Here is a 15,731-nt window from a genome sequence, read left to right as displayed (position 1 = left end):
TTTAACGCCTGCGCATCACGATCAGGAAGTGATCGCCCATGTCGCGCAGCAACGGCAACCCGCCGAGGCGGTCGTCGAGCCGGCCCAGGCGCTCGCAGGCTCCGCGATGCCGGCGATAGAAGTCCACCAGATAAGGCGGCGGCATGAACAGGCTCAGCGCGCGATAGCTTTCCAGCGAAAAGTTTTCGGCGAAAGCGCGATAGAACTCGTGCGGCAGATAGTAATAGGTCCAAATCGTATGGCGATTCATGCCCACCGCGGTGGCACCGCGCCTGGCGCGCACGGCGGCGCGCTTGAAGCGGCGCTTGAACGCGTAATACCCCACTTCCCACGGACAGATGCGCCCGATCACCGAAAACACCAGCATCCCGCCCGGCCGCAGCAACCGTTCGCAATCCGTAGCGACCGCGCGCAGATCGGGCGCGCAGTTGAGCGGACCGAAGTTGGAATAGATCGCATCGAAGCGCTCGTCGAGTTGCGCCAGCTGATGCACGCCGACATGCCTCGCCTGCACCCGCGTGCCGAGTCCCGCTTCCTCGGCGCGCGTACGCGTGCGCTCCACCATTTGCGCCGACCAATCGGTAGCCACGACGCGATGGCCTTGGCGCGCGAACTCGGCGGCATCGATGCCGGTGCCGCAACCCAGGTCAAGCAGGCGGGAACCGGCCGGCACCTGTTCGCGCACGGTGTTCCACAAGGTCAACCGCATGCGCTGGATCAGCTCGTTGTTGCCGCGTGGGCCATCGTAGTCGGCCGCGACGCTGTCGAAGGCGCGCTGTGTGTCCAGCAGTTGCATGTCATCCAGCACGCTGGCCCTGCCGCCGGTTTCAAGCTTGTATGCGCCGCTCACTTCAATCCCCGCTCCGCCCGACAGCGGCGCCGACCTCGACGCCTTCTATGGCGTGAGTGCGGTCGCAGGCGGGTTTGGTTGAACGCCTCGGCGCAACGCGGAGCGCGCCATGGCGGCACGGCGCAGAGCATCGCGAGCGATGGCGGCCATCGCCGCCAGGAACAGGCCCAACACCACGCCCGCTGCCCATACGGCGATGCGGTTGGGGAAAACCGGCGCGCCGGAAACTTCAACCGGCCACATCAGCGAGGTGCCATAGGTGTAGTTGGCGCTGAGGCGTTCTGCCAGTTCGCTTTGGGCTTGCTGCAGGTTATGGATCTCGCCATTCCTGCCCGCCAGCAACAGGCTTGCCGTCAGTGCATCGGTGCCGGACTTGCCCGCCGATGCGACGGCCTGCTGCAGCCGGTCGCGATCGGCCAGGGCCGTTTGCAATTCACTGCGCAGCTCGTCGAGGCGCGCATGCGCGCGCGCCAGCGGTTCGGCCTCGATGGCCTGATGGATGGCCTGCAGTTCGCTCGCCGTCGCGTCGGCCAGTTGCGCCGCCTGTTGCGGTGCATACGCGCGCAGCGTCAGCTTGATCAGCGGACCGGCGTAGGGCTGCGGTTCGAGCTTCATGCTTTTGCGGTAGAGAGCCGCTTCGCGCGTGCGGGGCACCAGACCGGCACGCTGGAGGACTCCCCGCTGGAACGCTTCAAGCTGCAAGCGTGTCAGCACGCGCTGTAGCGGTTCGGCCTTCGGATCCTGGCCAGGCGGTGCGGTATCCACCTGGCCGATCTGAATCCACGCGGTCGCCTCCCATTGCGGCGAGATGGTATGCAGGAACGCGAACGTAACGGCGAGCACCAGCAGCAGCGCGGTCACGCACCACTTCCATTCGCGGACCAGGATTCGCCAGGTGTCGATCAGATAGATCTCATCGTATTGCATCGTCGTTGACTCACGGCAGGTGGCGTGTGGGTATGCCAGGCGCGTCCATCGCAGACGCCGCCCTTCGGTTGGGCAACCATGCGGCAAGCAGTTGCAGCACCAGGCACAGCACCACGAAGCCGCCGTTGGTCCAGGTAAAAGCCTGCGGCGCGAACGGCGCCATCAGGCAGACATAGGCCATGCGCAGAAAGATCAGCCAGGCGAACAGCGACACCGGCGCGCACAGGCGCCGCACGCTCCACCACTGCATCGCGTACAGCGCGAACATCGAAAGCACCGCGCCCCAGGGCCCCCATGCCATCAGGAACGGAAAGTATTCCGTGCCGACGTTGATGTTGGGCGCGTCCAGTGGAATATCCGTTCCGGCCGTCGCAATGGAACCTGCCATGGGTACCAGCTGGTTGATCAGGAAGCTGGCGTTCGAATAGTGCCTGGCCGCGATCGCACCGAAGTTGTACGGCCCCGCGCTGATGTACAACAACAGCCATTTGATACCTTGTGGCGCGGCGCGATACATCGCACTGAACGGTAGCGTCACCGCATCCAGCGAGCCCGAGCGCAGCATGCCCAGCACCGAGAAAGCGGTGCCGCCCACCAGCGCCAGCAGGCCGATGCTTTTCCATGGCAGGGGCTTGGCGTCATCGCGTCGCAGCAGCAACACCAGCGCGACGGAAAACAGCGAAGCGAAGATCCGGTTGCGGTCGATGACCAGCACCGGAAACACCAGTCCCGCGCCGATCAACAGATGACGCAGCCAGCGGCGGCGCGCGCACAGCAATCCGATCGGCGGCAGTGTCCAGCACATATCCGAGATATGCCGGATATGTTCGTGGCCGCCCTCGATGCTGGCGTAGGACGAGGGATCATCGATCAGTGGAATCGGAAACAATGCCAGGTCGAGCAGGCAAAACAGCAATACCCCGCAGGCAAAGGCGATGGCCACGAATGCCTCGCGCGTGCCGGCGTATTGGCGCGCGCGGAATGGGGCGTAACCCGGCAACCGCGCACCGAACCGAAGGTCCACCAGCAGGATCGCCGTGGCCGCAACGACCAGCAGCAGCAGGCCTTGCAGGTAACTGCCGGGCAAGTCGTAGCTAAGCCAGGTGAGGCCGCAAGACAACAGCATGGGCAAGGCGAGGTAGGCGGCGGGAAGGCGCAACAGGCGCATCAAGCCTCCTTCGCCACCGCGTGCGCAGCCGGTAACCCCAGCTTGGCGATGGCGAGCAGAGACAGATACATCGTCATATGGAAGGCCACCGGCAGCCATCGCCGCTGCAAGAACGCGATCTTCGCACCGATGATGTGCACCTGTGCCCTGAGCAGGGTGCGGTACGGCTCTTCGAACAGATGCGCCCGCCGCACCGCGACGTGACGCGACTCCACCAGGTTGACGATGCGCGTTTCCCGATGCCGCGTCTTGCTGAAGTTGTCGCCGTGAATGCGGTACGCGCATACGCTGACGTCGATGAAGCCCAGCCCATCGCGCGCAGCAAGGCGCAGGAAGAAATCCCAGTCGTCGATCCGCAGGCCCTCGGTCCAGCGGTCGAGCGTATCGAGCGCGCTCTTGCGGATCATCGCCACCGGGCCGCCAATCGCCCACTGGCTGATCACCGCGCGGCGAATGCCTTCATCGGAGCGGTACAGTTTCTTGTTCGCACCATGCAGATCGTGCATGCCGCTGCCGTGCAGGATCAGTCCGCGTTCGTCCACGACGATGGAATCGCCCACTACCGCCTGCTTGCGCGGATGGGTCATCAGATAGCGCACCTGCGTTTCCAGCCCGCCCGGCAGCAGGTAGTCGTCGCTGGCGCCAAGCCGCAGGAATTCGCCGCGGGCGCGCGCCGCCAGTTCGTTCAGGGTGGCCGCGATGCCCTTGTTGCCGCGCCGCGCGTACTCCACCCGCAGCTTGTTGCCGTGACGGGCAATCCACTCGACGATGCGATCGTGCGTGCGGTCGCTGGAACCGTCGTCGATGATGACGATTTCCTTGTGCGGATACAGATCCTCCAGCACGCTGTCCAGGCAGCGCTGCACGAAGCGTTCGTGGTTGAACGCGGGAATCAGCACCGATACCAGCGGCACGGCCGGCGCGATGGACGGCACCGCATCGGCCACGCTCATGCCGCCTCCAGATAACGCCGTGCAACCAGCACATTGAACGCCAGATAGAGCAAGTAATTGACCGCGAAGGCGTACATCGCGCCGATCAGCCCGAACCCGGCCGTAAATACGTAAACCAGGGCCAGATAGCTGAGCGCGAATACGCATTCGGAGATCACAAACAGCCGCGTCATCGCCTTGGCCAGCATCAGGTAAGACAGCACGAACGACGCGATCTTGATCACATCGCCCGCCAATTGCGGACCGTAAAGCGGGTCGGCGGCGGCGAAGCCGGCGCTGAACAGCACCCGCGTGATCCCAACCCGCGCCACATAGATCAGCACCGCCAAAACAAGCACCAGCGGCAGCAACACGCGGTATGCGCGGTGCAACTCCCGCACCAGCGAAGCGCGCCCGTGCGTGGAGGCCAGCTTGGGCAGGTAGTAGATGTTGATGGCGCTGGTGAGAAACAGCAGGTACGCATCCGACACCCGGCTCACCGCCTGCCAGTAACCTACCTGCTGCCAGCCGAACCGCAACGCCAAGTGATTGCGCACGGCGATGTTGATCAATGGCGGCAGCAGTGCCGAACTCAACGTCATCAGCGAAAACGCGGCGAGCCGTGCGGTCATCTCGCGGTCGAACCGCATGCGCAGCATGCTGCGGCGGAAATACGGGCTGTGCCACCACACCGGCACACCGACCAGCAAGATCAACACCTGCCCCATCACCAGCGCCAGCAGCGCGCCATACAGATGCAGCCAATGCGACAGCCCCACGACCAGCGCCACGCCGATCGCCGAGCCCAGCACTTGCACCAAGGCAAGCCGGCGCACATCCATGAAGCCGTTGATGACCGCCAGGATGTAGTTGGCCAGCGCGATGCCCAGCTGCGCGATGGCAAGTACGCGAATGAGGCTGGCGTAGCGCGCATCGCCCAGCAGCCATAGCGCGAGCGGACGGCTCAGCAGCAGCGCCACGCAGGCCATCAGGCACGAGGCGCACAGCGCGTACCACAGCGCCGCCGCCAATAGCCGCGACAGACGTTGTGCGTCGTCGCGATATTCGGCGACGTACTTGACTATCCCCGCACCGATGCCGCCACCGGCCAATACTGCCAGCAACGACATCAGGCTCATGAATTGCCCGAGCTTGCCCACCCCCTCGGGCCCTGCGAACCACGCCACCAGTTTGAGCACCACCAACCCCGCGAGCAGGCGCGCCGCGGTGGCGAAGGTGGTGTACACGCCTGTGCGCACCAGGCTCATGGCGGGCACTCGAAGGCGTGGCAGGCGGCGATCACGCGATCCACTTCGTCTTCGCGCAGGGTCGGCCCGATCGGCAGGCTCAGCACCTCCTCGTGCAAGCGCTCGGTCAAAGGCAGTTGCACGCCGAGCAGCGACGCATAGGCCGGCTGGCGGTGCGGCGGCACCGGGTAATGCACCTGGCTTTGCACGCCCAGCCGCTGAAGATGTCGTTGCAGGGCGTCGCGCCGGGTACAGCGCACCACGAACAAATGCCAGGCGTGCCGCTCTTCGCTGGCCGCTTGCGGCAGATGGATATGCGGATGCCCGATGCCGTCGCGGTAGCGTCGCGCCACATGCCGGCGCCGCGCGATATCTTCGTCGAGGTGGCGCAGCTTCACGCGCAGCAGCGCCGCCTGCAATTCGTCGAGCCGCGAATTGATTCCCTGGAACGGATGCTGGTACTTCACTTCCGAGCCGTAGTTGCGCAAGGCGGCGATGCGATGGGCCAGCACCGGATCACCGGTGACCACCGCGCCGCCATCGCCTAGTGCGCCGAGGTTCTTTGCCGGAAAGAAACTGAAGGCCGCCGCATCGCCGAACGCGCCGGCCCTGCGGCCGCCGAGGCTGGCGCCATGCGCCTGCGCCGCGTCTTCGATCAGCAACAGCTGGTGGCGCGTGGCCAGCGCCCGCAGCGCCGGCATGTCCGCGAGCTGTCCGTACAGATGCACCGCCATGATCGCGCGCGTACGCGGACCGATGGCCGCTTCCACGCGGTTCGGATCCAGATTGAAGCTGCCTGCGTCCGGCTCGACGGGCACCGGCACCAGGCGGTTTTCGCTGACCGCCAGGAAGCTGGCGATGAAGGTATTGCCCGGCACGATGATCTCGTCGCCCTCGCGCAGCGTGCCCAGATCTTTGTAAGCGCGAAGGATCAGCGCAAGCGCATCCAGCCCGTTGCCCACGCCCACCGCATGGCGCACGCCGCAGTAGGCGGCGAATTCGCGCTCGAACGCGGCCAGCTCCTCGCCGAGCACGTACCAGCCGGAGTCGATCACGCGCGCGGCGGCGGCCTTCAGCTCGTCCGCATAGCGCGCGTTGACGTCCCTGGCGCTGAAAAACGCAACCTCCATCACAGCTCCCACTCGTAGAAATCGTGCACCACGGCGCGGGCACCGAAGCGTTCTTTCTGCATGATCAGTCCGCCATTGAGATGCCGCCCTTCCTGTTCGCTGGAAATGCCGAAACTGAAATACACCCGCGCGGCGTATACCTGTGCGATCAATTCGCCCAGCAACAGGCTCAGCGCGTTGAGTTCGCGCCCCTGGCCCGACGCGGCGATGTACTGGGTATGCACGGTGCGGCCGAAGTCGTAAACCAGTACGCCGGCCAGCAGCGTGCCGCCGATGCGCGCCTCGTGCAGCACAATGCGTCCGGGAAAGCGTGCCTGCAGCCGTTGCAGCTCCGCCAGGCTGTGCGTGGGCGCCGTGCCGTGCTTGCGCAGCACCTCGGTCAGCAACGCGTGGAAGGCGGCCAGGTCCGCGCCGATGCGTATCTCGACGCCGGCTTTCCTTGCCTTGCCGATCGAGCGCTTGCGGCTGTCGGCAAAGTGCATCGCTTCGCGCAACGGCACGGCGGAGGAAATGTCGCGGCGCTGCAGCTTCGCACCCAGGCGATGCAGAGCGTAGAGGTCCTCTTCGGCGGGATAGGCATGAAAGATATGCGGCACCGCCTTGTACACCAGGCGCCGGGTCCCGCACTTGCGATAGTGCTCGCCGATCTGCCCGAACACGGCCAACGTCGATTCGGCGCGCACGTCGTGCGCGCTGATCAGACCCGCGTAGGTCAAGCCGCCATGGCTCACCACCACATCGTCTTTGCGGTTGGCGGGAAATACCGCCTGGAGCCGCCCCTCGCGCTCGATCACCAGCGAGCAGTCGGCGAAACGGTCGGCGTGGTAATCCATGTAGCGGCGGCAGTGCAGGAAATTGCCGTTCCTGGACCGCTCGACCAGCGCATCCCAGGCTTGCGCGTCGGCCGGCACATAGGGCCTAAGCGTATACATGCAACCCACCGTGCGCCTGGTCGATGGCGCATTCGGCGACACCGAAGCCGTCCGCGCCCATGTCGTTGCCGTTATAGAACATCAGCAGCTTGTCGCGCTGGCGCATCAGTGCGGGATAGCAGAGAGTGCGCGAATCCCAGCCGGTGGCCGACAGCGCCATGCCGAATGCTTCGTCGCGGCGCTCCCAATGCATGCCGTCCTTGCTGTAGGCCACGCCCGGAAAGTATTCGCCGCCGACGTTGCCGCGCGTGAAGTACATGACGTAGCCGTCGCCGAGACGGTAAACCCGCGGACGGCCGATGCGGTATTCGCTTGCGGCCGGCCGCAGGCATAGGCAATCTTGGTGCGGCAGTGCGTTCAGGTCGCGCGTCTGCGCATAACGAATGTGGTAGCGCGGAAACGGACGGCCGTCGATGATCTCCCAATCGTCGCCCACCGCATACCACAGGTGCCAGCGGCCGTTGTCGTGCAGCACCGAATGCACCGCGCCTATCGTGCTGCGGCCCGGCGCGCGATCGAGAATGGGCGTTTCCTGCACACGCTCGAAATGGAGTCCGCCGTCGCACGACACCGCCAAGCCCGTGAAGGCCAGGAACTTGGCCTTGGCGACGCGCTGAAAACCCACATAGAACATGTACAGGCCTTCGGACGTATCGACGATGTCGCCCAGGATCATGCCGTTGTCGTCAAAGCAGCCGTTGCGGCCGATGTCGAGCACGGGCTCGGCGCTTACACGGACGATCCGCGCCGGGTCGTCCGCGCGCAGGTCCACGTAGCCGATGCGGCTGACCCCATCGGCATCGCGAAAGCCCGCATACACGCGTATCAGCTCCTCGCTGATGCGCCAGGGCGTCGGCGTCAGTGCCGCATGGCGCATCCATGCACCCACGCCGTGCCGCGCGGTGTCGAAAACCAGGCCTTTCTTGATCCATGCGCCCATACGCGGTCAAAGCCTCACGGCAAGGCTGGATTTATCCGGTATCGCGCGCGCGGGCGAGCCTACGTAGATGCGGCCGGGTTCCGTGTCGCGCGTGACCAGGGCACCCGCGCCGATCACATTGTCCGGCGCCACCTTGACCCGATCGTTGAAGGTGGCGTTGACGCCGATGAAACAACCCTCGCCGATCTCGCAATAACCGGAGATGACCGCGTGCGAAGCGACGAACACGTTCTCGTGCACCACGGTGCGATGACCCACGTGGTTGCCGCTCCACAGGATGCAGTTGCTGCCGATCCTGACGAACGGTTGAATGACATTGCCCTCGAAGACGAAGCAGTTTTCGCCGATGTCGGCGTTGTGCCAGACGAAAGCGCGCGAGCTGACGTAGCTGGCAAAGCGGTAGCCCTTGTCTTTGGCGTCGCGGTAGAAGCGCGCGCGCAGGCGGTTGAGCTGGGTGGCTGGGATCGCCACGTACAGCGCGTAGCCGCTGGCGGGGTAGTGGGTCTGCAGCGTTTCATAGGGCACCACCGGATGGCCGGCCAGCGTGTCCTGCGTGAGATAGTCGCGCTCGACGCTGAAAGCGACGACCTCGTAATCGCTGTCATGCGTGAAATATTCGCAGGCGATCTGCGCGAACTCGCCCGCGCCGACGATCACTAGCGGGCGACGCATGCGGCCAGGCCCTCGCGCAGCGCGGCACCGTTCGCCTCGCGTAGAAATTGCGTGTAATCGGTGATGTAGTCGGTGGGGTCGTACAACTGGTCGGCCAGCACCATCAGCACGCAGTCGTGGCTGAAATTATAAAGCTCACGCCAGACCATGCGCCCGATCAGCAAACCTTGCGCCGGATCGTCCAGCACCACCTCCACCGGGCCGCTGCCGTCGTCCAGCAACAGGGTGACCGAGCCGCGCACGGGTACCGCCAGCTGGTGCAGGTGGCGGTGCGCGTGCTGACCGCGGTGCACGTCGCCATGCGTGGCGAACAGGTAGTACACGCGCCGGATCGGGAACGGCACGTTGCGATCCTGTTCGAGCGCGATCAGCATGCCGCGCTCGTCGCCGTGCTTCTGCAAGGGAATGCGTTGGATATCCATGGTCAAGACCAGGTCGTGATGGCGTGAAGTTGACCCACGTAGCTGAGTGCCGCGCCGGCGCGCAAAGGTTGTACGTGCGGGCGCAATGACCGGCCTTGCATGGCAACGCCACGTTCGCGCCCGACACCTGTCCTGGATCGATGCAACCTTTGCCGCCCCGCGTGGCACCTATGCGCGCCAGGCCGTCTTCGCAACGCCCTGCAGTGCGCTTGTGGCATGAGGAAGGTCAACAACAGGCATGAACCGCCGGACGTCGGCGACGCGTGGACAGCTCGGATATGGCATGGGATAGCAAGGCTGGATCGAGGCAGGGGAAAACCGTGGTGTCGATGCCCGGCGCGGATGCCGCCACGGGTCGCGCGTCATCGCGTTCGCAAACAGCCGCCCCATCGCGGCCCGGGAAACTGGTGGCGATGCACTGGCTCACCGTGTTGTGCGTGTGCGTGGCGGTGGCGTTGATCCTGCTTCGCGACCAGGTCGATGGCCGCGCGTTGCGGCAGTGGCTGCTGGAGGGCCATCGCCATGCCGGCTTGTTTGTGCTGATGCTTTTTTTCCTGCGCGTGGCCCTGCGCATCCGGCTCGGCAAGCTGCCCTCGGCAAGCCATGATGCGTGGCCGATCCGCGCCGCGGCGGCGCTGACGCATATCGCGCTGTACGCGGTGCTGCTGGCGTTGCCCGTGCTCGGCTGGGCTCTGAGCAATGCCGAGGACAAACCGGTGCATTTCTTCGGCTTCACCTTGCCCGCGCTGGTCGGCGGCGACGAAGATCTCGCCGACCAGCTGCAGAGCTGGCACATCGACGCAGCCTGGCTGTTGCTGGCACTGGTGTCCTTGCATATCGCCGCCGCGCTTTGGCACCACTTCGTGCGGCGCGACGGCACGCTGCGGCTGATGCTGCCCAGACGCCGACGCTGAGGGAGCGCACCGATGTCCGTTCGCTGCCGACCGCACTGCATCGCGTCACAACGCATCTTTTTGAAACGGGGAGAATGCATGCCGCTCCGCTTGAACCGCCGCGCGCCGCGCCGCTTCTACCTTTGGCTTGCCGCCGCCGCGCTGCTGCTTTTAGCCAGCACCAGTGCGCAGGCCATTCCCGCGTATGCCAGACAAACCGGCAATGCCTGCGCCGATTGCCACGCCGGCTCCTACGGCCCGGCGCTTACGCCCTACGGCATGCGCTTCAAGCTCAACGGCTACACCGACACCGACGGCAACGGCTTCAAGATCCCGGTGGCCGTGCAGATCAACGGTACACGCACCGTGCCCGTGCAAGGCCAGAGCGGCAACGCGCTCAGCGAAGCGGACATCTATATCGCCGGACGCGTAACAGACAACATCGGCGGCTATGTAAAGGTCGCCACCGACAACCTTGGCGACGATCACTACAGCAGCAAGCTCAGCGACGTCGACCTGCGCTTTGTGGCCAAGGATGTGAACCTGGGCAGCAAGGAAGCCACCTTCGGCGTGAGCGTGAACAATAATCCCGGCTTCCAGGATGCCGTATCGGATCTGTTTGCATCCACCCAGCTTGGGCCGCCGGGCGTCACCGGTACGCTGCTCAATCCGTCCAGTCCCAACTCGCTGGCCAACCGCGTAGTCGGCGCTACCGCCTACGGCGTCTACGACACCCACTGGTATGGCGAGCTGGGCACCTATACGTCCTTGCCGCTATCGGAACAGGCCAACCTCGGTTACGCGCCGGGCGGCGATCCGGGCAAACTCAGCGATACCGGCTATGCGCGTTTTGCGTACATGAAGGATATGAAGAAGCAGTTCTTCTCCGCCGGCGTGGTGGCGCTGACCACCAGACGCCAGGTTCCGCGCACGAATCCGGCGGACAACCTGACCGATCTGGGCTACGACCTGACGTATCAGTACATCGGCAACCGCGCGAACATCGTGCAGGCCAGTTTCGTGGACATTCTTGAATTGCGGCACTACGGCAGCCTGCCGCCCAGCCCGTTCCCCGGCGTAGCGGCGCAGTCGCACGGCGCCGTGCACGACAAGACGTTTTCGCTCACCTACACCTTCTTGCAGACCTATGGGCTGTCGCTCGCGCATATGCAAAGCACCAGCACGCGCGACATCGTGCGCTATCAGCCCTATGGCATTGCCGACACCACCAGCAACCAGTTCATCGTGTTCTGGACGCCGTTCGGCAAGGACGATTCGCTGACGCCGATGGCCAACCTGAAACTCTCGGCCATCTGGTTCCGCTTCAGCCGCTTCAACGGCAGCGACTCGAACGTGTTCGGTGCGCCGCCCGGTTTTCCGGGCACCAGCGCGCACGACCTGGACGCGTTTCTGGTCACCGCGAGCATCGCTTTCTAAACCATCGCTTTGAAGAACAAACACAGGAGTTGGACAGTGAGCAAGTTGCGTTGGATACCCTCGCTGCGCTGCGTGGCCGTCGCGGGGCTCTATCTGGGAGGCGCGCTGGCCTCCCCTTTCGTGCTGGCCGGCGACGCAAGCGCCGGATCGGATGTGTTCAAGACCGAATGTTCGGAGTGCCATAGTGTGAGAGAGGGGCGCAACAAGAAAGGCCCCAGCCTGTTCGGCATCGTCGGCCGCGCGGCGGGCACCGTGCCCAACTACAAGTATTCCGATGCCCTGTTGCAGGCGCGCTGGACGTGGACCACCGATAAACTGCACAGCTATTTGTCGCAGCCGGCCAAGCTGGCCAATCCGGGCACCAAGATGAAGTACGACGGCCTCACCGATGCCAGGCAGCTGGATGACCTGATTACCTATCTGGGCACGCTGCACTGATGTCTGGGCTGCGCGCCATGGATGACATTCCCTTGCGCTGCCGTATCGTCTATAAGCCGGTAATAACCCCAGCGGGGCGGCTTTCGTGCGTGTGAAGGCGTAGATCTTCATGAAGGGGCCTTGTACACCTTGCACCACACCCGCCGCGCTGACGCGGATCGGCTGCCTGTGCGCGATGTCGTGCGCGCTGGCCTGCGTCTGCGCGCCGCTGCGCGCGCAGACATCCACGTTCAATGGCGCGGTGGCGCTCAGTTCGCAGTTGGTGGATCGCGGGCTGGCGATTACGCCGGCCACGCCGATCCTGCAGGCGGCGGCCTCATGGACGTCCGCATCGGGCTGGTCGGCGGGCGTGTCCGGCGCGCTCCAAACGCGCGATCCCGGCCACCTTTCCGAAGGGCTGGCACAGGTGTCGCGGGCGTGGTCGCTGTCCAGCGCATGGCAGATGCAGGCGGACCTGCTTTATTACGACTATCCGGGCAACGAGCGCGCCCGGCTGTTCGACCGCACCGAGGCGGGCATCGACTGGATCTACCGCGACGTGCTCACCGTGGGCCTTTCCGCCACCAGCATGACCCACGGTGCCGATCACCAGCCGCGCGGCGCCGCCGACGTCGATTTTCACTGGCCGCTGGCCGGGCATTTTTCCCTCGCGCTTGGGGCAGGCGTCGCCCAATACCTGGTTTCCCCCTATGATTCATATGGTTACGTCCATCGTCCGCCGCCGGGGGTGTACGGCTACGGCCACGCCGGCCTGTTCTGGAGCCATGGCGCGTGGCGGATCGAGCTGGATCGCATCGCCACGGACCCGGCGGTGACCCGGCATGGAGGTAATCTGGTGGCGCAGCCCTGGGTGGGGACGGTGTCCTGGTCGTTCTGAGCAGGGCCGGCCCGCACCATGGACGTAGCCGGCGCGGGTCACGCCAAGGGTGTCAACGCGCCCTTGCAACCTTTCCACGCCAGCTGGGTACTCAAGGACAAACCCGCCGCTACCGGCGATGCCTCCAGACCGTATGAACGAAGCCACTCCCGACGCCGACGCCACCGACCGCATGCTGCTGCAACGCATGTCGGCCGGCGATCGCGTTGCGCTGGCCACGCTGTATCACGGCTACCACGGCCGGCTGTGCCGGTTCCTGTCGCGCCTGACCCGGCGCACCGACGTGATCGAGGAAGTGGTCAACGACTGCTTCTGGATCGTGTGGCAGAAAGCCGGCGAGTTTCGCGGCGACTCGCGCGTGTCCACCTGGATCATGGGCATCGCCTACCGCTGCGGCTTGAAGACGCTGCGCCTGCACGGCGACGAACCGGTGGAAGACGACGCGATCCCCGAAGACCGCATCCCCTCCACCGATCCGGACGAAGACCGCCTCTTGCGCGACTGGCTGGCCAAGGGCCTGGATCGCCTGTCGGCGGACCAGCGCGTCGTGGTGGAGCTGGTCTACGGCGTGGGGCATTCGCTGGACGATGTCGCCACCATGATGCAATGCCCGGTGGGCACGGTGAAGGCACGCCTGTTTCATGCGCGCGTGAAGCTGCGCAACGTGCTGCCGAGCCTGGCGGGGGAATCACCTGTTATGAAAGAGAGCGTGTCATGAGCTACCCCTTGGATACTGGCCAGGATTGCCTGCGCGCCTGGGAAGCAATGCCCTGGGTACTGCAGGAAAGCGCCACGCAGGAACAACGCGAGTGGCTGGACCGGCACTTGGTCCATTGCGGCTCGTGCCGCGCCGAATGGGAGCAACAGCAGCGCCTGCGGCTGGCGCTGTCGCTGCCCACGGAACTGCCGATCGACGCGCACGCCGGCTTGAAGCGCTTGATGGAACGCATCGACGCGCCCGAGCGCGAACAAGCGCCGCGTCGCCTGCGTTCCGGCGGCTGGCTGACGCGCGGCCTGGTGGCCGCGGTGCTGGTGCAGGCGATCGCCATCGGCGCCTTGGGCTTGAAGTTCCGGACGGCGGGCCAGGCGCCTGCATACCAGACGCTTAGCCAGGCCTCCGCACCGGTCGCCCCGGGCTCCATCCGCGTGGTGCCTGATGCGCGCATGAGCCTGACCGACTGGAACGCACTGCTGCATACGCTGCGCCTGCAAGTAGTGGGCGGCCCCAACGACGTGGGCGCCTATACCCTTGCGCCGGCCAGCCCGGCAGTGACCACGCAACAGGCGTTGCAACAGTTGCGTGCCGCGCGCGGCATCCGTCTGGCGGAGCCTGTCGCCGGTACGCCATGAAGCAGCGTTTTTTTCCGGCTTTCGCGCTCGCGGCCTTGCTGAGCGCCTGCGCGCATGAGCCTTCAATCACCGCACCCGATCCCTCCAGCGATCAAAGCCAGGCGCCGGCCGCCAACGTGGCAAGCATGGATGCGCAACGCGACATCGTGCTGGCGGTGGCCAATCCGATCGAGCCGCCGTCCACGCATGCAGGTTCCAGCTTGCTCGGCTATACCTCGCATGCGCTTTACGGTGCGGGCGAACGCGCGGTGTCCAACCTTTCCGCACTGAAGCAGCAGTACGGTTTGCATGAAGTCGCCGGCTGGCCGATCAAGGCGCTGAAAGTGTATTGCGTGGTGCTGGAGCCGCCGCCGGGCGTGGCGCGCGACGCGTTGCTGAAAGCGCTGGCCAAGGACGATCGCGTGCAGTTGGTGCAGCCCTTGCAGGACTACGCCGTGTACGCCGACGACACGCAGGATCCGCGCACCTACAACGACCCTTACGTCAACCTGCAGCGCGGCTTCGTGGAAACCGACGCCGCGCTGGCACAAAACAGCAGCCAGGGCGCGGGCGTGCACATCGCCATCGTCGACACCGGCGCCGACACTACGCATCCGGACCTGCAAGGCCGCATCGTGGATACGCACGATGAAGTGGGCGGCGACGCGGCATCGTTCAACCACGACAGCCACGGCACGGAAGTGGCCGGCATCATCACCGCCGACGCGGACAACCATCAGGGTATCGTGGGCATCGCGCCCAAGGCGATCGTCAGCATCTACAAGGCGTGCTGGTATCCGCAAGGCCACGGCGGTGCGCGCTGCAATTCGTTCACGCTGGCCAAGGCGCTGGCGGCAGTGATGGATACCAACGCGCGCATCGTCAACCTGAGCCTGGGCGGACCGGCCGATCCGCTGCTTGGCAAGCTGCTCGACCAATTGCTGGACGAGGGTCGCATCGTGGTCGCCGCGCTGCCGCCGAGTGGATCGCTGGAGGGATTTCCCGACAATGCGCCGGGCGTGATCGTGGTGCGCGTCAGCAGCGCATCCCCCGCGCCGCCCGGCGTACTGAGCGCGCCGGGCACCGACATTCTCACCACTCAGCCCGGCGGCGGCTACGACTTCACCTCGGGCTCGTCGATGGCTGCCGCTCACGTGAGCGGCATTGCCGCCTTGATGCTCTCGCTCGCGCCCAAACTCGACGCCCGCAGCGTGCACGATCTGCTGCTGGACAGCAGCAAGGTGTCGCACGGCATGCTGCAGGTGAATGCGGCGGCGGCGGTGGCGGCGCTCGATCGCACGGAAAAAAAGCAGCGCTGATCCGCAGCGCCTCCCGATCCGGAATCGCATCGTGAAAAACATCGCTTACACCGCCGGGCTGATGCCCGATGTCGCCGCCCAGGCTCATCCGCATCTGGCCGGCGCGCTGGATTGGGTCGGCATGGACGGCATCGAGGCGCCCGTGAGCTTCGACAGCGGCGATGGCCAGGTGCAGCGCAGCAGCGCGCAGGTGGGCGCCTTCGTCAATCTCACCCGGC

The 15,731-nt window shown here is 65.3% G+C and carries 18 protein-coding genes; 8 read left to right on the top strand and 10 right to left on the bottom strand.

Annotation, left to right across the window (positions count from 1 at the left end; genetic code table 11):
* Position 1: 1 nt before the first annotated feature.
* The 10 genes from VME63_RS15045 to VME63_RS15000 all read right to left on the bottom strand — a co-directional run bounded on the left by VME63_RS15045 (position 2) and on the right by VME63_RS15000 (position 9,220).
* Entirely contained in the window at positions 2–796 is a 795-nt protein-coding gene (locus VME63_RS15045; RefSeq protein WP_325434186.1) for a class I SAM-dependent methyltransferase, read from the bottom strand.
* A gap of 99 nt (positions 797–895) precedes the next feature.
* The gene (locus VME63_RS15040; protein ID WP_325434164.1) at positions 896–1,777 is read right to left on the bottom strand and encodes a Wzz/FepE/Etk N-terminal domain-containing protein; all 882 of its coding nucleotides are present in this window, start codon (positions 1,775–1,777) and stop codon (positions 896–898) included.
* A gap of 10 nt (positions 1,778–1,787) precedes the next feature.
* Positions 1,788–2,945 carry a hypothetical protein gene (locus tag VME63_RS15035; protein WP_414648274.1) on the bottom strand — a complete coding sequence of 386 codons (1,158 nt, stop codon included), beginning with the start codon at positions 2,943–2,945 and terminating at the stop codon, positions 1,788–1,790.
* Positions 2,945–3,898 (bottom strand): glycosyltransferase, encoded by a 954-nt coding sequence (locus tag VME63_RS15030; RefSeq protein WP_325434162.1) that lies wholly within the window; start codon positions 3,896–3,898, stop codon positions 2,945–2,947. Before VME63_RS15030 ends, VME63_RS15035 begins: the two co-directional genes overlap by 1 nt.
* Positions 3,895–5,145, bottom strand: coding sequence for an O-antigen translocase (locus VME63_RS15025; protein WP_325434161.1), 1,251 nt, complete (start codon positions 5,143–5,145; stop codon positions 3,895–3,897). The genes VME63_RS15030 and VME63_RS15025 overlap by 4 nt, the downstream gene beginning before the upstream one ends.
* Positions 5,142–6,254, bottom strand: coding sequence for a DegT/DnrJ/EryC1/StrS family aminotransferase (locus VME63_RS15020; protein ID WP_325434160.1), 1,113 nt, complete (start codon positions 6,252–6,254; stop codon positions 5,142–5,144). The genes VME63_RS15025 and VME63_RS15020 overlap by 4 nt, the downstream gene beginning before the upstream one ends.
* Positions 6,254–7,186 (bottom strand): GNAT family N-acetyltransferase, encoded by a 933-nt coding sequence (locus tag VME63_RS15015; protein ID WP_325434159.1) that lies wholly within the window; start codon positions 7,184–7,186, stop codon positions 6,254–6,256. The genes VME63_RS15020 and VME63_RS15015 overlap by 1 nt, the downstream gene beginning before the upstream one ends.
* The gene (locus VME63_RS15010) at positions 7,173–8,126 is read right to left on the bottom strand and encodes a hypothetical protein (protein WP_325434158.1); all 954 of its coding nucleotides are present in this window, start codon (positions 8,124–8,126) and stop codon (positions 7,173–7,175) included. The genes VME63_RS15015 and VME63_RS15010 overlap by 14 nt, the downstream gene beginning before the upstream one ends.
* A gap of 6 nt (positions 8,127–8,132) precedes the next feature.
* On the bottom strand, positions 8,133–8,798 hold the full coding sequence (locus VME63_RS15005) for an acetyltransferase (protein ID WP_325434157.1): 666 nt from the start codon (positions 8,796–8,798) through the stop codon (positions 8,133–8,135).
* Positions 8,783–9,220 carry an FdtA/QdtA family cupin domain-containing protein gene (locus VME63_RS15000; protein ID WP_325434156.1) on the bottom strand — a complete coding sequence of 146 codons (438 nt, stop codon included), beginning with the start codon at positions 9,218–9,220 and terminating at the stop codon, positions 8,783–8,785. Before VME63_RS15000 ends, VME63_RS15005 begins: the two co-directional genes overlap by 16 nt.
* Before the next feature lie 413 nt (positions 9,221–9,633).
* Between VME63_RS15000 and VME63_RS14995 the strand changes: the two genes are divergently transcribed.
* The 8 genes from VME63_RS14995 to VME63_RS14960 all read left to right on the top strand — a co-directional run.
* A complete protein-coding gene (locus VME63_RS14995; protein ID WP_325434155.1) occupies positions 9,634–10,134 on the top strand; it encodes a cytochrome b in 501 nt (166 codons plus the stop codon).
* Positions 10,135–10,212: 78 nt separating this feature from the next.
* Positions 10,213–11,550 (top strand): cytochrome C, encoded by a 1,338-nt coding sequence (locus VME63_RS14990; protein ID WP_325434154.1) that lies wholly within the window; start codon positions 10,213–10,215, stop codon positions 11,548–11,550.
* A 45-nt stretch (positions 11,551–11,595) separates the two neighbouring features.
* The gene (locus VME63_RS14985) at positions 11,596–11,988 is read left to right on the top strand and encodes a c-type cytochrome (RefSeq protein ID WP_414648276.1); all 393 of its coding nucleotides are present in this window, start codon (positions 11,596–11,598) and stop codon (positions 11,986–11,988) included.
* 109 nt (positions 11,989–12,097) lie between these two features.
* Positions 12,098–12,865: a hypothetical protein gene (locus tag VME63_RS14980; protein ID WP_325434152.1), complete on the top strand. Its 768-nt coding sequence runs from the start codon at positions 12,098–12,100 to the stop codon at positions 12,863–12,865.
* A 133-nt stretch (positions 12,866–12,998) separates the two neighbouring features.
* Positions 12,999–13,583 carry an RNA polymerase sigma factor gene (locus VME63_RS14975; protein WP_325434151.1) on the top strand — a complete coding sequence of 195 codons (585 nt, stop codon included), beginning with the start codon at positions 12,999–13,001 and terminating at the stop codon, positions 13,581–13,583.
* Positions 13,580–14,215, top strand: coding sequence for a zf-HC2 domain-containing protein (locus tag VME63_RS14970; protein WP_325434150.1), 636 nt, complete (start codon positions 13,580–13,582; stop codon positions 14,213–14,215). The genes VME63_RS14975 and VME63_RS14970 overlap by 4 nt, the downstream gene beginning before the upstream one ends.
* Positions 14,212–15,513, top strand: coding sequence for a S8 family serine peptidase (locus VME63_RS14965; RefSeq protein ID WP_325434149.1), 1,302 nt, complete (start codon positions 14,212–14,214; stop codon positions 15,511–15,513). The genes VME63_RS14970 and VME63_RS14965 overlap by 4 nt, the downstream gene beginning before the upstream one ends.
* 61 nt (positions 15,514–15,574) lie before the next feature.
* On the top strand, positions 15,575–15,731 hold a 157-nt coding region (locus VME63_RS14960), incomplete at its 3' end, for a GTP cyclohydrolase, FolE2/MptA family (protein WP_325434185.1).

It is taken from the genome of Dyella sp., assembly GCF_035503745.1.
GTDB lineage: Bacteria > Pseudomonadota > Gammaproteobacteria > Xanthomonadales > Rhodanobacteraceae > Dyella_B.
The sequence above is the reverse complement of the archived record's forward strand: the minus strand, read 5'-3'. Positions and strand labels throughout refer to the sequence as shown.

Excerpts from the sequence above, each read along its gene's own strand:
- VME63_RS15040 (WP_325434164.1), bottom strand. The coding sequence starts at position 1,777 with ATGCAATACGATGAGATCTATCTGATCGACACCTGGCGAATCCTGGTC.
- VME63_RS15015 (WP_325434159.1), bottom strand. The coding sequence starts at position 7,186 with ATGTATACGCTTAGGCCCTATGTGCCGGCCGACGCGCAAGCCTGGGAT.
- VME63_RS14975 (WP_325434151.1), top strand. The coding sequence starts at position 12,999 with ATGAACGAAGCCACTCCCGACGCCGACGCCACCGACCGCATGCTGCTG.
- VME63_RS14990 (WP_325434154.1), top strand. The coding sequence starts at position 10,213 with ATGCCGCTCCGCTTGAACCGCCGCGCGCCGCGCCGCTTCTACCTTTGG.
- VME63_RS14970 (WP_325434150.1), top strand. The coding sequence starts at position 13,580 with ATGAGCTACCCCTTGGATACTGGCCAGGATTGCCTGCGCGCCTGGGAA.
- VME63_RS15025 (WP_325434161.1), bottom strand. The coding sequence starts at position 5,145 with ATGAGCCTGGTGCGCACAGGCGTGTACACCACCTTCGCCACCGCGGCG.
- VME63_RS15035 (WP_414648274.1), bottom strand. The coding sequence starts at position 2,945 with ATGCGCCTGTTGCGCCTTCCCGCCGCCTACCTCGCCTTGCCCATGCTG.
- VME63_RS15005 (WP_325434157.1), bottom strand. The coding sequence starts at position 8,798 with ATGCGTCGCCCGCTAGTGATCGTCGGCGCGGGCGAGTTCGCGCAGATC.
- VME63_RS15010 (WP_325434158.1), bottom strand. The coding sequence starts at position 8,126 with ATGGGCGCATGGATCAAGAAAGGCCTGGTTTTCGACACCGCGCGGCAC.
- VME63_RS14995 (WP_325434155.1), top strand. The coding sequence starts at position 9,634 with ATGCACTGGCTCACCGTGTTGTGCGTGTGCGTGGCGGTGGCGTTGATC.
- VME63_RS15030 (WP_325434162.1), bottom strand. The coding sequence starts at position 3,898 with ATGAGCGTGGCCGATGCGGTGCCGTCCATCGCGCCGGCCGTGCCGCTG.
- VME63_RS15020 (WP_325434160.1), bottom strand. The coding sequence starts at position 6,254 with ATGGAGGTTGCGTTTTTCAGCGCCAGGGACGTCAACGCGCGCTATGCG.
- VME63_RS14965 (WP_325434149.1), top strand. The coding sequence starts at position 14,212 with ATGAAGCAGCGTTTTTTTCCGGCTTTCGCGCTCGCGGCCTTGCTGAGC.
- VME63_RS15000 (WP_325434156.1), bottom strand. The coding sequence starts at position 9,220 with ATGGATATCCAACGCATTCCCTTGCAGAAGCACGGCGACGAGCGCGGC.
- VME63_RS14980 (WP_325434152.1), top strand. The coding sequence starts at position 12,098 with ATGAAGGGGCCTTGTACACCTTGCACCACACCCGCCGCGCTGACGCGG.
- VME63_RS15045 (WP_325434186.1), bottom strand. The coding sequence starts at position 796 with ATGCAACTGCTGGACACACAGCGCGCCTTCGACAGCGTCGCGGCCGAC.